16 protein-coding genes are annotated in these 19,606 nt (G+C 74.2%); 6 read left to right on the top strand and 10 right to left on the bottom strand.

The genetic code is table 11. The features are described 5' to 3' along the window. Window positions 1-31 precede the first annotated feature (31 nt). The 3 genes from OG500_RS04000 to OG500_RS03990 all read left to right on the top strand — a co-directional run bounded on the left by OG500_RS04000 (window position 32) and on the right by OG500_RS03990 (window position 4,950). The gene (locus OG500_RS04000; protein ID WP_442906996.1) at window positions 32-346 is read left to right on the top strand and encodes a YbhB/YbcL family Raf kinase inhibitor-like protein; all 315 of its coding nucleotides are present in this window, start codon (window positions 32-34) and stop codon (window positions 344-346) included. A 28-nt stretch (window positions 347-374) separates the two neighbouring features. Next, complete coding sequence (locus tag OG500_RS03995) at window positions 375-1,268, top strand: acyl-CoA thioester hydrolase/BAAT C-terminal domain-containing protein (RefSeq protein WP_329576613.1); 894 nt, start codon at window positions 375-377, stop codon at window positions 1,266-1,268. A 292-nt stretch (window positions 1,269-1,560) separates the two neighbouring features. Continuing rightward, a complete protein-coding gene (locus OG500_RS03990; RefSeq protein ID WP_329576607.1) occupies window positions 1,561-4,950 on the top strand; it encodes an ATP-binding protein in 3,390 nt (1,129 codons plus the stop codon). Here the strand turns inward: OG500_RS03990 and OG500_RS03985 are convergent. From OG500_RS03985 to OG500_RS03940, 10 genes are all read right to left on the bottom strand, one after another. Beyond that, on the bottom strand, window positions 4,931-5,713 hold the full coding sequence (locus OG500_RS03985; RefSeq protein ID WP_329576604.1) for an ABC transporter permease: 783 nt from the start codon (window positions 5,711-5,713) through the stop codon (window positions 4,931-4,933). The genes OG500_RS03990 and OG500_RS03985 overlap by 20 nt on opposite strands. Beyond that, window positions 5,710-6,717 carry an ATP-binding cassette domain-containing protein gene (locus OG500_RS03980; RefSeq protein WP_329576600.1) on the bottom strand — a complete coding sequence of 336 codons (1,008 nt, stop codon included), beginning with the start codon at window positions 6,715-6,717 and terminating at the stop codon, window positions 5,710-5,712. Before OG500_RS03980 ends, OG500_RS03985 begins: the two co-directional genes overlap by 4 nt. A gap of 82 nt (window positions 6,718-6,799) precedes the next feature. After that, the gene (locus tag OG500_RS03975; RefSeq protein ID WP_329576597.1) at window positions 6,800-7,918 is read right to left on the bottom strand and encodes a glycine amidinotransferase; all 1,119 of its coding nucleotides are present in this window, start codon (window positions 7,916-7,918) and stop codon (window positions 6,800-6,802) included. After that, the gene (locus OG500_RS03970) at window positions 7,915-9,903 is read right to left on the bottom strand and encodes a methyltransferase domain-containing protein (protein WP_329576594.1); all 1,989 of its coding nucleotides are present in this window, start codon (window positions 9,901-9,903) and stop codon (window positions 7,915-7,917) included. Before OG500_RS03970 ends, OG500_RS03975 begins: the two co-directional genes overlap by 4 nt. Next, on the bottom strand, window positions 9,900-11,270 hold the full coding sequence (locus OG500_RS03965; protein WP_329576591.1) for a hypothetical protein: 1,371 nt from the start codon (window positions 11,268-11,270) through the stop codon (window positions 9,900-9,902). The genes OG500_RS03970 and OG500_RS03965 overlap by 4 nt, the downstream gene beginning before the upstream one ends. Continuing rightward, window positions 11,267-12,541, bottom strand: coding sequence for an MFS transporter (locus tag OG500_RS03960; RefSeq protein ID WP_329576590.1), 1,275 nt, complete (start codon window positions 12,539-12,541; stop codon window positions 11,267-11,269). Before OG500_RS03960 ends, OG500_RS03965 begins: the two co-directional genes overlap by 4 nt. After that, a complete protein-coding gene (locus tag OG500_RS03955; RefSeq protein WP_329576587.1) occupies window positions 12,538-13,788 on the bottom strand; it encodes an ATP-grasp domain-containing protein in 1,251 nt (416 codons plus the stop codon). Before OG500_RS03955 ends, OG500_RS03960 begins: the two co-directional genes overlap by 4 nt. A gap of 11 nt (window positions 13,789-13,799) precedes the next feature. Next, window positions 13,800-14,444, bottom strand: coding sequence for a 2OG-Fe(II) oxygenase family protein (locus tag OG500_RS03950; RefSeq protein WP_329576584.1), 645 nt, complete (start codon window positions 14,442-14,444; stop codon window positions 13,800-13,802). Further along, window positions 14,441-15,523 carry a tRNA pseudouridine(13) synthase TruD gene (truD, locus tag OG500_RS03945; RefSeq protein WP_329576581.1) on the bottom strand — a complete coding sequence of 361 codons (1,083 nt, stop codon included), beginning with the start codon at window positions 15,521-15,523 and terminating at the stop codon, window positions 14,441-14,443. The genes OG500_RS03950 and truD overlap by 4 nt, the downstream gene beginning before the upstream one ends. Next, window positions 15,516-16,820: a hypothetical protein gene (locus OG500_RS03940; protein WP_329576577.1), complete on the bottom strand. Its 1,305-nt coding sequence runs from the start codon at window positions 16,818-16,820 to the stop codon at window positions 15,516-15,518. The genes truD and OG500_RS03940 overlap by 8 nt, the downstream gene beginning before the upstream one ends. Window positions 16,821-17,157: 337 nt before the next feature. Here OG500_RS03940 and OG500_RS03935 point away from each other — a divergent pair, with 337 nt between their 5' ends. From OG500_RS03935 to OG500_RS03925, 3 genes are read left to right on the top strand one after another with little or no spacing between them, the layout of a single operon-like run. Beyond that, on the top strand, window positions 17,158-18,216 hold the full coding sequence (locus OG500_RS03935) for an aminotransferase class I/II-fold pyridoxal phosphate-dependent enzyme (RefSeq protein ID WP_329576574.1): 1,059 nt from the start codon (window positions 17,158-17,160) through the stop codon (window positions 18,214-18,216). A 1-nt stretch (window position 18,217) separates the two neighbouring features. Then, complete coding sequence (locus OG500_RS03930) at window positions 18,218-18,844, top strand: 2OG-Fe(II) oxygenase family protein (RefSeq protein WP_329576571.1); 627 nt, start codon at window positions 18,218-18,220, stop codon at window positions 18,842-18,844. 2 nt (window positions 18,845-18,846) lie between these two features. Continuing rightward, window positions 18,847-19,587: a hypothetical protein gene (locus OG500_RS03925; protein WP_329576568.1), complete on the top strand. Its 741-nt coding sequence runs from the start codon at window positions 18,847-18,849 to the stop codon at window positions 19,585-19,587. Window positions 19,588-19,606: the final 19 nt, after the last annotated feature.

The raw sequence follows: 19,606 nt of genomic DNA, 5'->3' as shown, positions 1-19,606 counted from the left end.
ACCGGCGGGGACCCGCAGCTACGCCGTGACCATGCTCGACCCCGACGCACCCACCGGCGCGGGCTTCTGGCACTGGGTCACCCGGGACAACCCCGCCGCCGCCACCGGCCTGGGCAGCACCCCGCCGCCCGGGACGGTCTCCGGCACCAACTCCGCCGGGGCGACCGGCTACCTCGGCCCCTGCCCGGGCAGCGGCGACATCACCCACCACTACCGGATCAGCGTCTACGCGCTGGACACTCCCACCCTGGGCCTGCCCGCGACCACGCCGGCCGGCGTCACCACCTTCACCATGAGCGGTCACATCCTCGGCTACGCCCGGATCACCGCGGACGCCCGGCGCTGACGTACGCTCTCCCGGGGGAGGGGTGGCGATGGACATCGTCGAACAGCAGGTGCGCGAGGGCTGGGAGGGCGTGCTCGTCGAACCTGCGGCGGGCAGCACGGTCGGGGTCCTGGTCCTGGCCGGGTCCAGCGGACGCATCGAGTACCAGCGGGCCCGGCTGTTCGCCCGCCACGGCGTGACGGCGCTCTCGATCCGCTGGTGGGGCGGCGCCGGCCGGCCGCCCGGCATCTGCGAGATCCCGCTGGAGACCTTCACCGCGGCGATCGACCTGCTGCGGGCCAGGGGCGCCGAGCGGGTCGGGATCCTCGGCGTCTCCAAGGGCGCCGAGGCGGCCCTGCTCACGGCGGTGCGCGACCCGCGGGTGGCCGTCGTCGTCGCGGTCTCCCCGACGTCGCTGGTGTGGGCGAACCTCGGCCGGGGACACGACGGCGAGCAGCGGCCCTACCGCTCCTCGTGGACCTGGCGGGGCCGACCGCTGCCGTTCGTCCCCTACGACGACACGTGGGAGGGGTTCGGGCCGGACGACGACGGGCCGGTGGCCGTTCGCGGCTCGTACGAACTCAGCGAACGGACCTTCGCCCACCGGACGGCCGCCGCGGAGATCCCCGTCGAGCGGATCGGCGCGGACCTGCTGCTGCTCGCCGGCGGCGACGACGAGATGTGGCCCTCGCTGCCCTTCGCCGAGCGGCTGGCCGCCCGGCGCCGGGCGGCGGGCGCCACCGCGCGTGTCTTCCGCCACGACGGCGCCGGGCACCGCCCGTTCTTCCCGGGGGAGCAGCCGTTGCCTCCGTCGCCGCACTACCGGTACGGCGGCTCCGCCCAGGCCGACGCCGCGCTGGGCGCCGAGGCCTGGCCGCACATCCTGGACGCGCTCTTCGACCGCGGCATGCCCGGGACATCATCGCCGGACCCGGCGCCCTGAGCAGCCGTCAGGCGACTGTCCGGTGGCCGTCAGTACGGGAGCGGGCGGCCCGAGGGCGTCCGCAGGTCGAGCGGCGGACGCGGGCGCTGCGGAGTGGAGCGCTTGATCTCTTTGATCCGAACCATGTCTGTCGCCTCCTCGGTCACTGTGGACTCAGGCTGACGTCTGCCCACATCGGTGGCGTTTCATGCCAGTTGTCCCGGAGTCCACGCACAGGCCACCCGAGACCGGGCGGCCCGGTCCGACACCCCGGCCTGGTAGCGGCGGTCGCGGGCTTGGCTACGCTGACCGGGTGACCACCGACCTGACCCTGCTGACGCGTGTCGCCCATCGCGGACAGGAGGTCACCGCGCCGCGGGTGCGGGCGTTGCTCGCGTTGCTGGCGGGTGAGTTGCGGCTGGGGTGCAGTGCTGACCGGCTGGTGGCCGGGATGTGGCCGCAGGAGGTGCCGGAGCGGCCGGGGAAGGCGCTGCAGGTGGTGGTGTCCAGGGCGCGGGGGCAACTGGGGGCCGAGGTCATCGCCAGCACGCCGACGGGGTACCGGCTCGCGCTCGGCGAGGAGCAGGTCGACAGCTCCGCGCTGCTGGTGCACGCCGCCGCGAGTGCGGAGCGGGCCAGGGCGGGGGACCACCCGGGGGCGCTGGCGGCGGCCGAGGCCGGGCTCGCGCTGTGGCAGGGGGCAGGGGAGGCGGCGGGCGGCGCCGACGACCCGGTGGCCGCGTTGCGGGCCGAGCGCGCCCCGGTCCGGGAGGGGCTCGTCCGTGCACGGGCGCTCGCGCTGGCCCGGCTGGGGCGGCACGCGGAGGCGGCCGGGCCGCTGGCCGTGGCCGCCGCGGCGCATCCGCGCGACGAGGAGGTGCTCGCCGAACTGCTGCGCGGTGAGGCGGCGACGGCGGGTCCGTCCGCGGCGCTGACGCGGTACGAGGCGTACCGCCGGGCGCTGCGCGAGGAACTCGGCACCGAGCCGGGCGCCGGGCTCAAGGCCCTGCAGCGTGAACTGCTGCGCGGCGAGGCGCCGGTGGTCAGGCACGGTGTGCCGCACGAGCCGAACCCGCTGCTCGGCCGCGACGAGGACATCGCGGCGGTGGAGCGGCTGCTGCGCGCCTCCCGGGCGGTCACCGTCGTCGGTCCCGGCGGCCTCGGCAAGACCCGGCTCGCGCACGCCGTCAGCCGCGGGGCCGAGCAGCGCGTGGTGCACTTCGTGCCGCTCGCCGGTGTCACCGCCGACGGGGACGTGGCCGCGCAGGTGGCCGCCGCGCTCGGCGCGGGCGAGGGGCGGCCCGGTGCGGTGGGCGGCCACGCCCCGGTGGATCCGGTGCCCGCGATCCTCGGCGTGCTCGGCTCCGGGGCGGCGCTGCTGGTGCTGGACAACTGCGAGCAGGTCGTCGGGGGCGCCGCCGACCTCGTGCGGGCCCTGGTCTCCTCCTCGAAGGACCTGCGGGTGCTGGCCACCAGCCGCTCTCCGCTGGGCCTCAGCTCGGAGGCGGTGTACGCGCTGCCGGAGCTCGGTCTCGACACCTCGGTCGAGCTGTTCACCCAGCGGGCCCGGGCCGCGCGCCCTGGCGTGGTGCTGCCGCCGCGGGCGGTGGCCGAGCTCTGCCGCCACCTCGACGGGCTGCCGCTCGCCGTGGAGCTGGCCGCGGCGCGGGTGCGGGTGCTGTCGGTGCCGGAGATCGCCCGCCGCCTCGGCGACCGGTTCGCGCTGCTGCGGGGCGGGGCGCGCGACCTGCCGGAGCGTCACCGCACGCTGCACGCGGTCGTGGAGTGGAGCTGGAACCTGCTCGCCGAGGACGCCCGGGCGGCGCTGCTCACGCTCGCCGTCTTCCCCGGCGGCTTCTGCGGCGAGGCGGCCGAGCACGTGCTCGGCGCGGACGCGCTGTCCCTGCTGGAGCAGGTGGTCGAGCAGTCGCTGCTCACCGTCGCCGACACCCCGGCCGGGGTGCGGTTCCGGATGCTGGAGACGGTGCGGGAGTTCGCCGCGGCCCGCTGCGCGGAGGCGGGCGAGCAGGACGCGGCCGTCGGCCGGTTCCTGGCCTGGGCACGGGACTTCGGGGTCGCGCACCACGCCGTCCTCTTCGGCCCCGGACCGCGGGCCGCCTGGGAGCGGATCAGGCCCGAGCAGGACAACCTCGTGCTGGCCTTGCGGCACGCCCTGGCCCGTGCCGACGGCCGCAGCACCGCGGCCCTCACCGCCGTGCTGGCCGCGCTGTGGTCCAACGCCTCCAACTTTCCCCGCCTCGCCGCCCTCGCCGAGGAGAGCGGCCCGCCGCTGTCGCACTACCGCCCGGAGCCCGAGGACGTCGAAGTCGCCCGCGCCGCCGCGGTGGTGTGTGCGGCGGGCCTGCTCATGGGCCAGGGCCCGCGCGCCGTGCGCCAGCTCGTCACCCTGCGGCGGCTGCCCGCGGCCCGCCCGGACACGCTGCTGCGCGCCACCGCGGTGGTGCTGAGCGCGATCCCCGCCATGCGGCCGCCCGACTACGACGTGCTGCGCGGGCTCTGCGACGCCGACAGCCACCGCGAGCAACCGCCAGGGTCTGTCCGGCCGATCGTGCCGGGCGCGCGACGCCGACCCGCAGCGCCGGCTGCTGATGTCGCTGCCCGGCTGGACGCACGTCCGAATCGCCCACGTACGGCCCAGTACGAGGGCGACTCGGGCGCACGCCCAGCCGGGCCCACCCAGCCGCGAGGCTGGATGATGGGGGCACCTCCCGGCCGAAGGCTGGGGGAGCCGCACGCTGATCCGACAAGATCGACCGGACAGACCCTTGTCGCCGGCGTCGCCGAGTGCGTGGCCAGTTACGTCTGGGAGTACGAGCACGACATCGACCGCGCGCTCGCCGCGGCCCGCCGGATGGCGTCCGCACTGGCTCCGGTCGACAACCCGTCCGTGCGGCTGTTGCGTCACTCACGGCTCGGCGAGCTCTGTCTGCGGACGGGGCAGGGCGAGGCGGCGTACCAGAACTTCCGGGCGGCGCTCGATGCGCTGCCCGGGCTCGGGGACGGGCACGATCACATCGGCATGCGCTCGACCCTCGTCCTCGCCTGCCTGCAGCGCGGGGAGCCCGACGAGGCCGAGTACTGGCTGCGGCAGGCCGCGGTCGACGACGACAACCCGCAGCAGCTGGACGCCTTCTGGTTCTACGGCACCGACCTCGGCGGGCGCGCCGAGATCGCGCTCGCCCGCGGACTGACCGAGGTCGGGCTCGGCCTGTGGCGCAGTGCGGTGGAGCGGCTGCTCGCGGCCGACCAGGCGTTCGGCGGCGAGCCGTGGTTCGGGCCGTGGGCGCTGATGATCCAGGCGGTCGCGGTGACCGCGCACGCGCACGCCGGCCGTCTCGAACTCGTCGCGGGGCCGCTCGACCGGCTGCGGCAGCAGCTGCGCACGCTCGTCCTGGGGCCGGTCGGCTCACCCACGGAGCTGCCCGGGCTGGCGCTGGTGCTGCACGCCCTCGGCACGGCGGGGCTGACCGGCGGTGACACCGGCGCGGTGCGGATGATCGCGCTGGCCGAACGGCTGCGGGTACCGCGTGAGTTCCAGCCGACGATGTCCGCGGCCCGCGCCCGGCGGGCGGCCGAGGAGGCCGACCGGGCGGCCTACACCGACGCGCTGTCGGCGTACGCCGCCCTGGAGCGGGACGAGCTGTGGGCGGCGGCCCGCGCGCTCACTTCGGGTCGCGGTTGAACAACGCCGTCGACCAGCGGTAGCCGAGCGCGGTCAGGCCCAGGCACCAGGCGACCGCGATCCACCCGTTGTCGCCGATGCCGGTGCCGAGCAGCAGCCCGCGCAGCGTCTCCACGGCCGGGGTGAACGGCTGGTACTCGGCGACCGGCTGGAACCAGCCCGGCATCGTGCGGGCCGGGATGAAGGCGGTGGAGATGAGCGGCAGCAGGATCAGCGGCATCGCCATGTTGCTGGCCGCCTCCGGGCCCGGGCTGGCCGTGCCCATCCCGACCGCGATCCAGGTGAGGGCGAAGGAGAACAGCGTGACCAGCCCGAGGGCCGCGAGCCATTCCAGGGCCGTGGCGTGCGAACGGAACCCGATGGCGACGGCGACCGCACCGACCAGGACCACGCTGGCGATCGACTGCAGCACGCTGCCGACCACGTGTCCGACGAGCAGCGAGCCCCGGTAGATCGCCAGCGTGCGGAAGCGCGCGATCAGGCCCTCGGCCAGGTCGATGGAGACCGACATCGCGGCCCCCACCACGGTGCTGCCGACGGTCATCATCAGGATGCCCGGGACGATGTAGGCGATGTACGCGGCGCGACCGCCGCCGCCGACGCCCGCGCTCATCGCGCCGCCGAAGACGTAGACGAAGAGCAGCAGCAGCATGATCGGCGTGAGGAGCAGGTTCAGCGTCATGGACGGGTAGCGCCGCACGTGCAGCAGGTTGCGGCGCAGCATCGTGGACGAGTCGCGCAGGGCGAGCGACAGGGAGCTCATCGGGCCGTCTCCTTGGGCTGGTCGGGCTGGCTGGGCTGGCCGGGGCGGTCGGCCTGGTCGGGGAGGTCGGTGCCGCCGGTGAGGGCGAAGAACACGTCGTCGAGGTCGGGGGTGTGCACGGTCAGCTCGTCGGCCGCGACGCCGGCGGAGTCCAACCAGTCGAGGATGGAGCGCAGTTCGCGCTGGCTGCCGTCGCTGGGGATCTGCAGCGACAGCGCCGCGTCGTCCCTGGTGACCCCGCGCAGGGCGGTGGCGGCCGACCGGTACGCGGACGGGTCGGCGAACCGCAACCGCACGTGCCCGCCCGGGACCAGCCGCTTCAGTTCGCCGGCACTGCCCTCGGCGGCGATCCGGCCCTCGCTCAGGACCGCGATGCGGTCGGCGAGTTCGTCGGCCTCCTCCAGGTACTGGGTGGTGAGGAAGACGGTGACGCCGCCGGCGACCAGTTCGCGGATGATCCCCCACATGGTGTGGCGGCTGCGCGGGTCGAGGCCGGTGGTCGGCTCGTCGAGGAAGATGATCCGCGGGTCGCCGACCAGCGTCATGGCGATGTCCAGGCGGCGCCTCATGCCGCCGGAGTAGGTGGCGGCGGGCTTCCGCGCGGCCTCCACCAGGTCGAAGCGCTCCAGGAGTCCGGCGATGGTGCGGCGGCTCTCACGGCGGGGGAGGTGGTGCAGGTCCGCCATGAGCAGCATGTTCTCCTCGCCGGTGATCAGGCCGTCGACGGCCGAGAACTGGCCGGTGACGCCGATCGCGGCCCGCACGGCCTGCGGGTCGGCGGCCAGGTCGTGGCCGCCGACGTGCAGTTCGCCGGCGTCGGCGGTGACGAGGGTGGAGAGGATCTTGACAGCGGTGGTCTTGCCGGCGCCGTTCGGGCCGAGCAGGGAGAAGACGGTGCCGGTGGGCACCGCGAGGTCGATGCCGTCGAGGACCGTCTTGTCCCCGTAGGCCTTGCGCAGCCCCTCGGCCGCGATGGCGAGTGGGTGCGGGGTCGTTGTCGTCATGCCGCAGAGCTTGCGGCAGGGCGCGTTCAGCGCGGTTTCACGAGGGTTTCAGCGTGGTGGAACCGTGGGGTGCCCGCGCTCCTCAGGGGCGTGTGAGGGTGGGGAAGTAGTCCTCCTGCCCGCCCTCGCGGTGGATGTCCCAGGTGGCGCAGTGCAGCGACCCGCCGTACTCGAACACGTTGCGGAACGGGACGGTGAGGACCTCGAAGTCGAGCTTGGACAGCAGGTCCTGCAGCGGCTTCTCCTGCTCCTCGCAGACCACCGTGGTGGGGGACAGGCTCAGCACGTTCATCGACAGCCACTTCGAGGACTGGCAGTACTCGGGCATCTCGTCATTGCCGGACGTGGGCTGCGGGGCGTCCACCAACTGCCAGTCGTTGTCCAGGAAGAGGCGCGCGTCCCGGTCGAGCAGCGGGCGCTCCGGGTTGGTCAGCACCAGGCCGGGGCGCAGCGGGACGAAGGTGCAGTCGATGTGCGAGGGGAAGTGGTCCAGCGGGAAGTGCACCGGGTGGACCCGGAACCCGCGCGGTTCCAGGTGCCGCTTGAGCCAGGAGATGCCGGTGCGGTTGGTGGTCATCGACTCCTGGACGATGAGGTCGCGGCCGAAGCGGCTGATGTCGGCCGCGTCGAAGACCACCTGGTCCTGGGAGACGCAGAACTCGAAGGAGTGCATCCGGCGGTGGCGCTCCGCCAGCGGCCACTCCCAGAACTCCTCCCGGTACATGCCGTCGTCCATCGACGGCTTGGGCGCGGTGGTCCACACCACGTCGGGGTCGGCGTTCCAGTACTCGTAGACGAGTTCGCGGTAGGGGCGGAACTCGAAGTACCGCGCCCGGCGCGACATGGTGGCCTCGATGATCTCGTGGCCGATCGTGATCATCACGTCCCGCGGGCAGACCGCGCAGTACTGGTTGGCCACCTCGAAGTCGGGGGTCCGCACCGGCGCGGCGAAGTCGTGCGGCGTCGGCCGGCGGACGGTGATGCCGCGGGATTCGAGCAGGGCGGCCAGGCCCGCCAGCTCCTCGTTGGCCCGCTCGATGGCGGCACGCGGCTTGGGCCCGGTCGGGAAGGGGCTGCCGGCGGGGGCGTTGCGGACGGTCGGGCGGTTGCCGGGCTCGATGGGTTCGAAGCAGGCGTTGTCCGCCGAGCCGACCACGACCTCGCGCAGTGGGTCCCATTCGTTCCACGAGTTCACGATCATCGTTCTGCTACCGGTCCTTTCGGCTGGGGCCCGGGGCCCTGAGCCACGCGAGCGAGTATGTAGGTGCGCCGCTCGTCGAGGAAGCGCTCGAAGCGCAGGCCCGACGCGCCGAGGACCTCCGGCAGGTCCTCGTCGTCGAGCCGCTGGAAGACGCCGGAGAAGGTCCAGGTCCGCTCGCCGATGCGGTACTCCTTGGTGCAGGCCACGGCGCCGTCCGCCAGCTGCTCGACGTCGTAGGTGCGGAACCGCGTGCCGCGGTTCTCCCAGGCGGCCGGACCGGCGTCCTCGAAGAAGCCGGGGTGGGTGCGCTGGACGACGACCACGCCGTGCGGTGCCACGTGCCGGCGGCAGGCGTCCAGCAGCGGCTTCTGCGACACGTAGTTGATGAGCGAGGACATCAGCAGCACGGCGTCGAAGGTGCGGTCCAGCCGCAGGTCCTCGATGCGCGAGAGGACCGTCTCGGCGCCGGGTGCGGCCCGGCTCAGATGGGCGAGCATCTCGGCCGACTCGTCCACCGCGACCACCTGGTGGCCCAGTGCCACGAGCGGGCCGGTGACCCGGCCGGCCCCGGCGCCGAGTTCCAGGATGCTGCCGCCCTCGGCGACCGCGCCGTGCACGACGGCGGCAGTTCCGGTGCCCGGGAGCAGGGCGGCGAAGAACTCCACCGCGGACCCGTCCGGGGCGATGGCCCCGGGGCCGGTGCCCCGGGGGCGGGCGCGCTCGGCGTCCGGTGCGGATGTCTCGGCCGCCGGTTCCACGGTCATCCGGAAGTCCGCCGCGGTGGCCCGGATGCCCGCCTCGACGGCGGCGCTCGACGTGCCGCGGAACCGGAACCGGCCGCCGACGTGCTGGTGGTAGGGGTCGGTCCTCGGCAGGACGGTGCCCACCGGCAGGAACGTCTCCGTGTAGGGGCCGTCGGGCCGGGCGAGCATCGAGCTGCTCCCGACGACGCGGCCGGGCCGCAGGCGGGGCGCGGGCACGATCAGCCAGCCGCCGATCTCCTGCTCACCCCGGATATCGGCGGGGAGGTCGGCGACCGGGAGCCCGAGCTGGATCCGCGCCAGCGTCTCCAGCAGGTCACCGCGACCCGACTCCCGCCACAGGAGCGGGATTTCGGCCCCGCCCGCGCGGGCGGCGACCTCCAGGAAGGTGCAGGCCCCGCGCGCCCGGTCGACGAAGAGCTCCAGGTGGAAGACGGTCGGCCGGTCGGTCAGCGCGGCCAGCGCCCCGGTGGCGAACGCGCCGACGTACCGGGCGACGTCCGGGTCGTCCTCCTCGACCGACCCCAGCGGCACGCCCGCGGCCCGGAAGGCCAGGCAGTCGTTGACGTAGCGGGAGACGCGGTGCTCGGCCAGCCGCTCGCCGGTGAAGACCCCGTCGACGTGATACGTCGGGTGGGGGTTGAACTCCTGCGCCAGGTACGACCCTTCGGTGAAGAAGGCGGCACCGAGGGCGTCAATGTCGGCCGGTCCGGCCAGCCGCAGGACACCGCTGGCACCGCGGCCGGCCAGCGGCTTGAGGACGATCGGCCGGCCCACGGACTCGGCGAACGCGCGCACGGCCGCGGAGTCCGTGACCCGGGTGAACCTGGGCACCGCCAGGCCCGCCGCCGAAACCCGTTCCGCCATCACGGACTTGTCCCGGAACGGGAGGACCTGCTCCGCCCGGGGCCCCGGGCACCGCCACCGCTCCCGCAGCGCCGCACCGGTGAGCAGGTCCAGTTCGTGCATGGCCACGATCCGGTCCGGGGCGCCGTGCCGGTTCGCCAGGGCGGCGACCGCCGCGTGCACCTGCGCCAGGTCGTCCAGGTCGGCGACCTGGACGACCTCCACCGCCTCGGCGGGCACGGCCGCCCGCCTGGCCGGATGGGTCACGTAGCTGACCCGGTGGGCGCGGTGGTCGACGCAGCGTGTGTAGTCGACGAAGTCGGTCCGCGACCACCGGTTGACGATCACGACGTGCGCGGAGTGCGGCAGCTCGGTCATGGGGTGCCTCCAGGGTGGAAACGGTCGCAGGGAGCGGCGAGTTCGGGCCGGCCGAGGAGTCGGGCCAGCGCGGCGGCGGTCGGCCCGAGCGAGCCGTCCCCGGGCAGCGGGTCGACGTCGGTCAGCCGCGCGCGGCGGTCGTCGAGCCGGAACCGCACGGTCCGGGCGAGGTCGCCGGTGATCAGGTGCGCGCTGTGCTCGCCCGGCGGCAGTGATGCCTGCGGCGCCGGCACGCTCACGCTGTGGGAGGGGTGGCGGCGGATCGCGTCGCGGAACGCCGTCTCCACGTCCTGCCAGGGCAGATCGGCCACCCCGGGCAGCGCCTCCTGCACGCCGCGTTGGAACAGGTAGCCCGGAAACCCGGGCCAGGCCTCCCGCAGGCCCAGCCCGGAGGCCTGGCGCGGGTTCAACTCGGTGGCGGTGAAGCCGTCTTCGCCGAGCAGGCCGTCGACACTGAACATGCCGCGGAATCCGGCGTTGGCTGCCAGCCAGCTCCCGGCCAGCCGGACGTAGTGGCGCATCTGGTCGACGGCCGCGGGATCCGGCCGCCACCGGGTGGAGGAGCCGCAGAACGTCAGCCGCGCACCGTGCCGCTCGCGCAGTGTCACGATCTCGAGCGGGTCGAAGACCGCGACGCCGTCCGCCAGCACCGTGCCGAGGATGCTGCACGGCGTGCCCTCGACGAACTCCGCGATGCGCACCGTCCGGGCCCGCTCGCCCGCCCAGCGCAGCGCCTCGGCGAGCGCGTGCGGGTCGCGGACCCAGCGCAGCCCGGTGGCGTTGCCGTAGTGGGCCCGGGTGGAGTCGATCGCGAGCACGACTCCCGAACCGCGGTCCAGCTCGCGGACGTGACCGGCCACGGCGGGATCGTCCACCCGGGTCACGACGTGGCGCGGGGAGGGGATCCCCGCCAGGTGCCACAGGGCCTCGATCCGGGTCTTGTCCTCCCAGGCGGACCACTGCGGCCGCCGCCAGCCGTGCACGGGCCGCCCGAGCAGTTCGCCGGCGGCCAGGAAGTTGTCGCCCAGCACCGTCCAGCTGCGCTGCGGATCGACCCGGTCCAGCCAGGCCCCGAGCTCCGGCGGGGGGTTCTCCAGCCAGCGGTAGAAGCCGTTGCGCGGCACGTCGAGGCCCTGCTGCGCGCAGCTGAAAATGTGGGGGACCGCGGGCGCGTCCGCCGCGGGGGCGGTCGCCGTGACGACCCCCGCGACGGTCGCACCGCACGCGGCGAGCTGGCCCGTCAGGACCCGGGCCGTCCCGGTGAAGGACGGCCAGAACAGCACGGCCGAGCGGCCGGACCAGTAGCCTCGCAGGGCGTCGATCGCCCGCGCCGTGCTGCGGTGCGCCGGGCTTTCGGCGGGGGTCATGTGCTCTCCGATCGTGGGGCCTGGGTCAGACCGGCGCCCGGCAGCCTGTCGGCCGCCACCCGCAGCACCGGGACGGTGAGCGCGCTGGAGGCCACCAGGGCCAGCCACAGCACCGGGTTGCCCACCGCGAGCAGCGCGGTGAAGACCGCCGGCGCCAGGGCGCCGGAGGTGCCGTAGGCCGTCTGGAAGAGCGCGTTGTAGCGGCCCTTCAAGCCCTCGGGGGCGGCCTCGTAGGCGGCGGCGCTCATCACGGACCCGAACAGCGCCTCGGCGGTCACGCCGAGCACGGAGACGAGCAGCACCAGTGGCACCACCAGCGCCCGGCCGGCCAGTTGGGCGGGCGCCATCAGCAGGAAGGTGACGGCGAACAGGCCGGCGGCGGCGGTCAGCGCCCGCAGCCGGGAGGTGCGCCGGCTGTAGGCGATCGCGCGTTTCACCGCGACCATCAGCACGATGTTGCCGACCAGCACGGAGGCCCCGGCCAGCCACAGCGGTCCGTGCAGGGTGCGGACGGCCACCAGGGGCAGCGCGACGGTCAGGCTGGAGGCCGCGAGGGTGAACTGCACCTGGATCAGGCACAGCAGCAGGTACGGGCGGTCGCGCAGCACCGTGCGCCAGGTCCGCGCGGGCCCGCCCGATGTCCCGCCGTCCCGCCCCGTGCCGTCGTCCGGCGCCGCCCGGTCGGGTGCGGGCACCCGCAGGACGGCGCAGACCAGCGCCGCGGCCAGCGCGAAGCTCACGCCGTTGGCCCAGGCCAGCGCGTGCAGCCCCGCGGTGCTGCGCCCGACCAGGCCGGCGAGCCCCGCGCCGATGCCCAGCCCGGCGATGCGCACCACGCTCATCGTGCCCAGCGTGCCGAGCAGCTTGCGCTCGCCGGCCAGTTGGGCGAGCAGCGGGGTGTTCGCGGTCCAGAAGATCCGGTCGCCCGCCGAGTTCGCCGCCGCGATCAGGGCGACCTGCCAGACCGCGCCGACCTGCGGATAGAGCAGGAAGCCGACCGCCCGCACCACGTTGCTGGCCAGGACCACCGGCCCGGGCCCCCAACGGTCCACCAGGGTGCCGCCGAAGGGACCCGCGACCAGGCCGAACACCGCCCCCACGGTGAGCGCCGCGCCGACCTGGTCGACGGGCAGCCGCTGGGCCTGGACGAAGAAGAACAGAGAGATCGGCATCCACAGCCCGCTGCCCACGGCGTCGATGCTGCGGGCAGCCAGGTACAGGCGGGTCCTGGCCGGGCCGACCAGGGGGCCGGCCGTCGTGTCGCTGCTCATGCGCGCTCCGCCTCTGCGGCGGGGGCGGCCACGCCGTCGCCGAAGTCCCACCGTGCCTGCGCCGCCCACCAGCGCTCGATCTCCCGCAGCTGGGTGGTCGGTTCGCCGTCGGTGAGCCGGAAGAAGAGATCGGCCACGCGGTGCGAGGGCGAGTCGGGGCCGTGGTAGCGGTGCCCGATCCGCCCGCTCGGCGCGTACTTCACCACGCCGGGCAGCGGGCAGTGCGCGGGTAGCCCGCGCAGCGTGGCGGGGGCGACGGGCGGGAACCAGGTCGCGTACCCGTGCCGCACGACCTCGCCCGGTGCGGGCAGCGCGAGCTCGCGCCCGGCCTGGCCGCGCAGCGAGGCGCCGTGCAGGTTGAGCCCGGTGGCGAGCTCGAACGCCTCGACGATGCTGCCGCCGCCGGCGCGACAGGCGATCTCGCACAGCACGATCCGGTCCTCGGCGGTGCGGAAGAACTCGGCGTGGAACGCGCACGCCTGGCTCGGCGCGGGCAGCGCCCGCACCACCTCGCCGACCGCGCGCTGCAGCCGCCCGAACAGCGGGTCGTCCTCGGCCAGCATGCCGCTCACCAGCGGGGCGCTGGCGCGATGGGTGAGCCACTGGCTGTGGAGGTAGCGGGACGGACGGCCGAACAGCACGCGCCCCGCCGCCATCACGCCGTCGACGTGGAAGGTCTCGCCCTCGATCCAGGCCTCGGCGAGCAGCGGGGCGGGCCACCCGCCGTCCAGGTCCCGGAGCGCGGCCGGGTCGGTGAGGACCCGCTGCCCCAGGCACGCCACGCCGTCGACCGCCTTGACGACCACGGGCAGGCCGTGCTCTCCGGCGAAGTCCCTGAGCTCCGCGCCGCTGTGCAGCAGCCGCATGGGCGCCACCGGCACGCCCGCCGCGCCGGCCAGGGTCTTCATGACGTGCTTGTCCCGGTAGGCCAGTGCGCTCGCCTCGTCCTGACCGGGCAGGCCGAGGCGGTGCCGCAGCCGGGCGGCCCGCAGCACGTCGGTCTCGGCCGTGGTGAGGATCCGCTCGACGGCGTGCTCGCGCACCAGGCGTTCGACGAGCTCCTCGGTCGCCCGGCCCGTGTAGTCGTCGACCACCGCGAGGTGGCGAAAGCGCCCGGACCACCGGGCCGGGCCGGCGTCGCCCAGCGCCGACGGGTCGGTCACCACGACCAACTCCTCGGCGCAGTCGGGGAACCAGGAGGCGAGGCGGTCCAGCAGGGGCCTTCGGTTGAGCAACAGGAGAGTCATCGGCCGCCCGCTCAGTAACGGCGCTTGGGGTTGTCCACCAGCCAGAACTCCAGCTGCACCGTGAGCCGGGTCTGGTCCACGCTGTCGCTGACCGCCGACACCGAGTGCCAGGAGACCTCGGAGGGCGGGAAGGCGAGCAACTGCCCACCGGTGGGCGGGATCCGCCGAACCGGCGGGACGCTCGGGTCGGCGCTGCTGCGCACCTCGTAGTCACCGCCGCCGTCGGCGGGCCACTCGGGGTTGAGGTAGAGGATCGCGGTGATCGCCTTGTAGGGCTTGTCCTTGTGCACCGAGATGAAGTCGCCGGACCGGTAGGTGTAGATGGCGATGTCGGTCGGCAGCTCGCGCAGCTGGAGCCCGGTGCCGCGCTCCAGCCAGCCGACGAACTCCTCGCTGCGCAGCGAGGCCAGCAGCTCGGCCCAGGCGGGGGAGAGGCCGGCTGCGGCCGGGCGCGGCTCGTTGTGCTCCTGGAGGTAGAGCAACTGCATCGCGTACTGCTTGTCGTGGTCGGGGTCGGTGACCTTGACCGGGTCGTAGCCCTCGACGGGCGCGGTGGCGAAGAGCGTGCGGATCTGCTCGTCGGTCAGCACCCCGTGGGCGAGGTGGATCGCGAACGGCTCGGTGATCTGCTCGAACTCCTGCTCGATCCTGATCAACTGGCTTCTCCTGCCGTGAGTTCGGGTGCGGTGGGCACGGGGGCGTCCGCCTCGGCTCCAGGGATCAGCCCCAGCAGCTGGCGGACGGCGGCGGTGGCGTAGCTGCCCGACGGCAGGAAGAAGCCGAGGCCGATCCGGCTGCGGCCGGGGTTCAACTCGTCCGGGGCGGCGGGGGTCAGGGAGACCGAGGTCTGCACGATCGTGGGGCGCGCGGAGGTCCGGGCCTGGGCCGTGCCGTCGGTGAAGGTGTACTTGGCGTAGGGGAGGTCGCTCGCCGTGGCGAGCACCGCGAGCGGCCGTTCGGCGTAGCGGTACTCCAGCCCGTCGAGCTCGACGGTGCTGGTCTGCGGGGCGCAGCTGTCGTCAACGGCCCGGCGCAGCGCGGCGTTCCAGTCGAAGGAGGCCTGCGCGGCGAGGTAGAAGGAGGCGTTGCGCGGGTCGAGCGTGCGGAAGAACTCCTCGGCCGGGCCCCGCCATTGGGCGGCCTGCGGGCTCTCCGGCGCGCGCAGACCAGCGAGTTCGCGCAGTGCGGTGTCCCAGTCGCCGGCGAGCATCGCCTGGCCGACCAGGTGGGTGCGCTTGGGTCCGCCGGGGACGCCGAAGCGTTGGGTGTCGTAGTAGTTGAGGAAGAAGAGCGTGTGCTTGCGCAGCTCGCCGAGGCGCCGGGCGCGGTCGGGGTCGAGGTTGCGCACGGTGATGCGGAAGCCGTTGCCCTCCAGCCGGCCGATCGCCAACGGCTCGGCGCCGTAACCGTGGTGGTGCAGGTGCAGCCAGCGGTCGGCCTGGTCGGCGACGCGCCAGCCCTCGGCGCCCAGCGCGGGCAGCGGCACCCGGGCGGGGACGGCGACCAGCTGCTCGGTGACCCCGTCCTCGTCCTTCAGGCCGCCGTAGGTGACCTCGCCGGTGGGCAGGTCGAGCCGTTCGGCGATCAGCCGGATCGCCTCCATGGTGGTGTAACCGCTCTTGCGCAGCAGCAGGTACCGCCAGGCGGCGTCGGCCGGCTCGGTGAGCTCGACCACCATGGCCTCGCGGACGATGAAGTCCTGTGGGCGCTGTTTGAGTACGGCCTGGTCAGGCACGTGCGTCTCCGTTCTCGATCGGGCGGACGTCGGCGCCCAGCGCCCGGAGGGCTGCCGGGAGGTCGGGGTAGCCGCGTCGCAGGTGGTGGGTGCCGGTGAGCACGGTGGAGCCGGGGGCGGCGAGGGCGGCCAGCAGCAGGACGGCCGCCGCCCGCAGGTCCGGCGCGTGCACCGCGCGGGCGGCGCGCGAGGGGGCCGAGGGCCCGTGCACGGTCAGGGTCCGGCCGTCCTGACGCAGCCGCACACCGAGGGCGGCCAGCCCCGGCGCGTAGCCGAACCGGCCGGTCCACACGGTCTCCGCGATGGTGGAGGTGCCCTCGGCGAGCGCCGCGAGCAGCGCGAGGAACGGCTGGCTGTCGCTGAACACGCCGTGCGAGGCGACCGTGACGTCCACCGGGCGCAGCCGGCGGGCCGGGCGTACGGTCAGCTCCTCGGCGCCCAGGCCGGTGCCGAGGCCGAGGTCGACCCCGAGCCGGTCGAACACCTCCAGCTCGGGGGCCAGGGCGGTGGCCGCGCGGTGCATCCCGGTGCCGCGCACGGTCAGCCGGCCCTCGCCGAGCAGGGTGCCGGCGCAGACCCAGGTGACGACCTCGATCAGGTCCGGAACCAGGACGTGCTGCGCCGGCCGGTCGAGACCGTGGCTGCCGCGCCCGGCCACGACGATGGCGCCGTCCGCACGGACCTCGACGTCCAGCCCCAACTGCCGCAGGACATCGAGCAGATCGGTGACGTCCGGCTTCGGGTAGGGGTGGTGCAGGACGCTCACGCCTTCGGCGACGGCCGCCGTGAGCAGCGCCATCTTGGTGGCCCCGGAGTAGTGCGGGCCGGTGCGCACCGCGCGGTCTGCGGTGTAGTCGAGCAGGTCGATCTCGCAGCCCCGCAGCTTGCCCGCGGTGACCCGCAGGCCCCCGTCGGCGAGCACGGCGGCCTGGGCGCCGAAGCGCTCCAGCACGCCGACGTACTGCTCGACGGGCCGCCGTCCGCCCGGGTCGTCGCCGATCCGGCAGCCCCCGGTGGCGGCCACCGCCGCCCGCCCGAACCGGGCCAACAGCGCGGGCAGCAGATACACCGAACCGTGAATCGCCGACGCCTCGGCGGGCAGCTCGGCTGTGTGCAGACCGTCGGCGTCCACCACGAGGGTGCCGTCGCCGTAGTCGGCCCGGCCACCGAGCCGGTCGATGAGATCGGCCAGCACCCGGGTCTCGGCAATGTCCGGACAGTTGTCGATGCGGACCGGAGCGCGCGCCGCCAAAGCGGCAGCCGTCACCGTGACCAGTGAATGCTTAAATCCGGACACAACGGTTCCACCGGATATCCGGGATATTCCTTCGATGGCCAATGCGTCGTTGTCGGTAAGCGGTGGCGGCACCTGTGGTGCAGTCAACTGAGGAACTCCCCCCGTGATTCGGCAAAGGAGCGTGACACACGCCCGCAGTGATCGTCAACCGTGGATTGCGGTGTCAGCGGCCGCTCGGGGCACCGATTGTGAACCAGTGTTACATGATTCGGAGACGCATTGACGCGGGCTGTTGACATGTGCTTGCCTGGGATTCGGACGGGCACGGCCGGTTGGACGGCCGTGGAATACGGCCGGTTTATTTGGGGGATAATTGACCGTCATCGACGGTGAAAAGTTGAAGCGCACGTTCTTCGAGCGGCGCGGGCCGGACGCCCGGATCAACCTCAGCAGCAACGAGCTGATCCACCCTGCCGTGGAAAGGCTTCTCGACGCGGTCGCCCGGGAGATCACCCCGGGCCTGTTGCGCCAGTATCCGCGCAGCAGAGCCGTCGTCGACGCGCTTTCCGCCTATCTGCACTGCGATGGTGACGAATTCCTCGTCACGCCCGGATCGGACACCGCGCTGCGGCTGGTCTGCGGATATTTCGCCCGCCGCACCGGCGGCCGGGGCGAGGTCATCCTGCAACAGCCCAACTACCCGGCGTGGACCGAGACCGCGGCCCTGCACGGCCTGCCGCTCAGACCGGTACCGACCACTGGTCTGGACCAGGACGCGCAGGCCCGCGCGCTGATCGAGGCCGCGGCCGGCAGCAGTGGCGCACTGATCGCCGTCAGTGCGCCCAACGGGCCGATCGGCGGCCGGCTCACCGGCGAACAGCTGGACCGGCTCGCCGAGTTGGCGAACGAGCGCGGACACCTGCTGGTGATCGACAGCTGCTACCAGGTCTTCGACGGACCGCTCACCGCCCAGCTCGAGCGCCGCGGCGCGAATGTGCTCGTCATCCAGTCGCTCTCCAAGTCGCACGCCCTGGCCGGCGCCCGGGTGGCGGTCCTGTGCGGCCCGACCGCACTCCTGGCCCAACTCGCGGCCGTCCCGCTGGAACACGCCGTGTCGGCGCCGGCCCTGGTCGCCCTCACGGTGGCCATCGACCAGCACGACCAGTTCGCGGCCATCTGGCGCGAGCTGCGCGAGGTGCGCACCGAGGCCGCCGACCGACTGCGCTCCTGGGGCCTGCCCGTGGCACCGTCCGGCGGCAACTTCCTGTCGGTGCAGCTCCCGTCCGCCGACGCGGCGGCGCGCGCCGCCGGTGCGCTCTCCCGAGCGGGTTACCGGGTGCGCGACCTGTCCGGTCTCACCGGGCTGGCCGGCTGGCTGCGCTTCACCATCGCCGACACCGCGACCACCGGACGGTTCCTGCCGGTGCTCGGATCCGTCCTCGAACAGGTGCGCTGACATGCCCGTGCTCGCTCCCGACTGGACGCACACCGCCTCCCGCCGCACCACGCCCTACCGCTGGCTGACCACCGAGCCCGGCCGGCTGTACGACCACGACACCGCCGCCCGGCTGGCCGCCGCCTTCCCGCACGAGGACTTCGTGCGCCTCGACGCCAGCGGCGCCGGCCGGGACAAGACCTACCGCAACTACTCCCGCCCGCTGCTCGGCCCGGGGCAGCAGATCCCGCCGGGCCTGCCCGCGCCCTGGCACGAGCTGGTCACCGACCTGGCCGGCGAACCCTACCGCCGCCAGGTCGCCGCCCTGCTCGACCAGCCGCTCGCCGGCGCCGTCGAGATCCGTCTGGTCCGGCACGCCGACACCGACTGGCTCGGCCCGCACACCGACCGCGCGGACAAACTCTTCAGCCACGTCCTCTACTTCAACCCCGGCTGGCAGCAGGAGTGGGGCGGCTGCCTGGAGATCCTCGACGGCAACGACCCCGGCGCCGTCCACGCCCGTGTGGTCCCGCTCCTCGGCGCCTCGACGCTGCTCGCCCGCTCCGACCACTCCTGGCACCAGGTCGGCGCGGTGACGGCCGGCCAGGGCCGGGAGCGGCGCTCCCTCGTCGTCCACGGGCTCGGCTGACCATGCCCACCGGTCCACCGCTGCCCGCCACGGGCGCACGGCCCGAGCGGATCCTGGTGCTGGGCAGCCCCGGCTCCGGCAAGACGACCCTCTCCAGGCAACTGGCCGGGGCCACCGGACTGCCGCTGCACCACCTGGACGACCTCTACTGGGGGCCCGACTGGCGCCGCCCCGACCCCCACCTGTGGGAAGGGACGCAACGCCGGCTGGCCGCCGGCCCCCGGTGGATCATCGAGGGCAACCACCTGCCGACCATCCCCGTGCGGATGGCCAGGGCCGACCTCGTCGTCCTGCTCGACACCGGGCCGGCCACCTGCCTGGCCCGCGCCGTGCGCCGAGCGGTGCAGATCCGGTGCGGCCGGCACGACGGCCTGCCCGCCCAGGTCCGGGCCCGCGCCGAGGCCGGCCACCCGGTGGCCGCCACCCAGGACTTCCGCCGACTGCTGTGGAAGATCGCCCGGTTCCGAGCCCGCTCGCTCTGGCCGGTGATCGAGCACACCCGCGGCAACCCCGACGCCGTCCTCGTCATCGCCGTCGGACCGGGCCGCGCCCACCTGCGGCGTACCCGACTGCGCCGACAGCTCGGTCGAGTCGGCCTGACCGCAACCATTCTGACGCTGCGTCAGCTCGAAGCGGACTGCCGGCCCGGCAACGGCGGCCCCACCGGCGTCGGCCGACCCGGCCGAAGCCGCCCCACCGGCGTCGGCCGACCCGGCCGAAGCTGCACCACCAGCGAGACCTGACCCCACCGACAAGGAGCCC

The sequence above is a fragment of the Kitasatospora sp. NBC_01250 genome, from assembly GCF_036226465.1.
GTDB lineage: Bacteria > Actinomycetota > Actinomycetes > Streptomycetales > Streptomycetaceae > Kitasatospora.
Note: the sequence above shows the minus strand (reverse complement) of the source record. Positions and strands in the feature narration are given on the sequence as shown.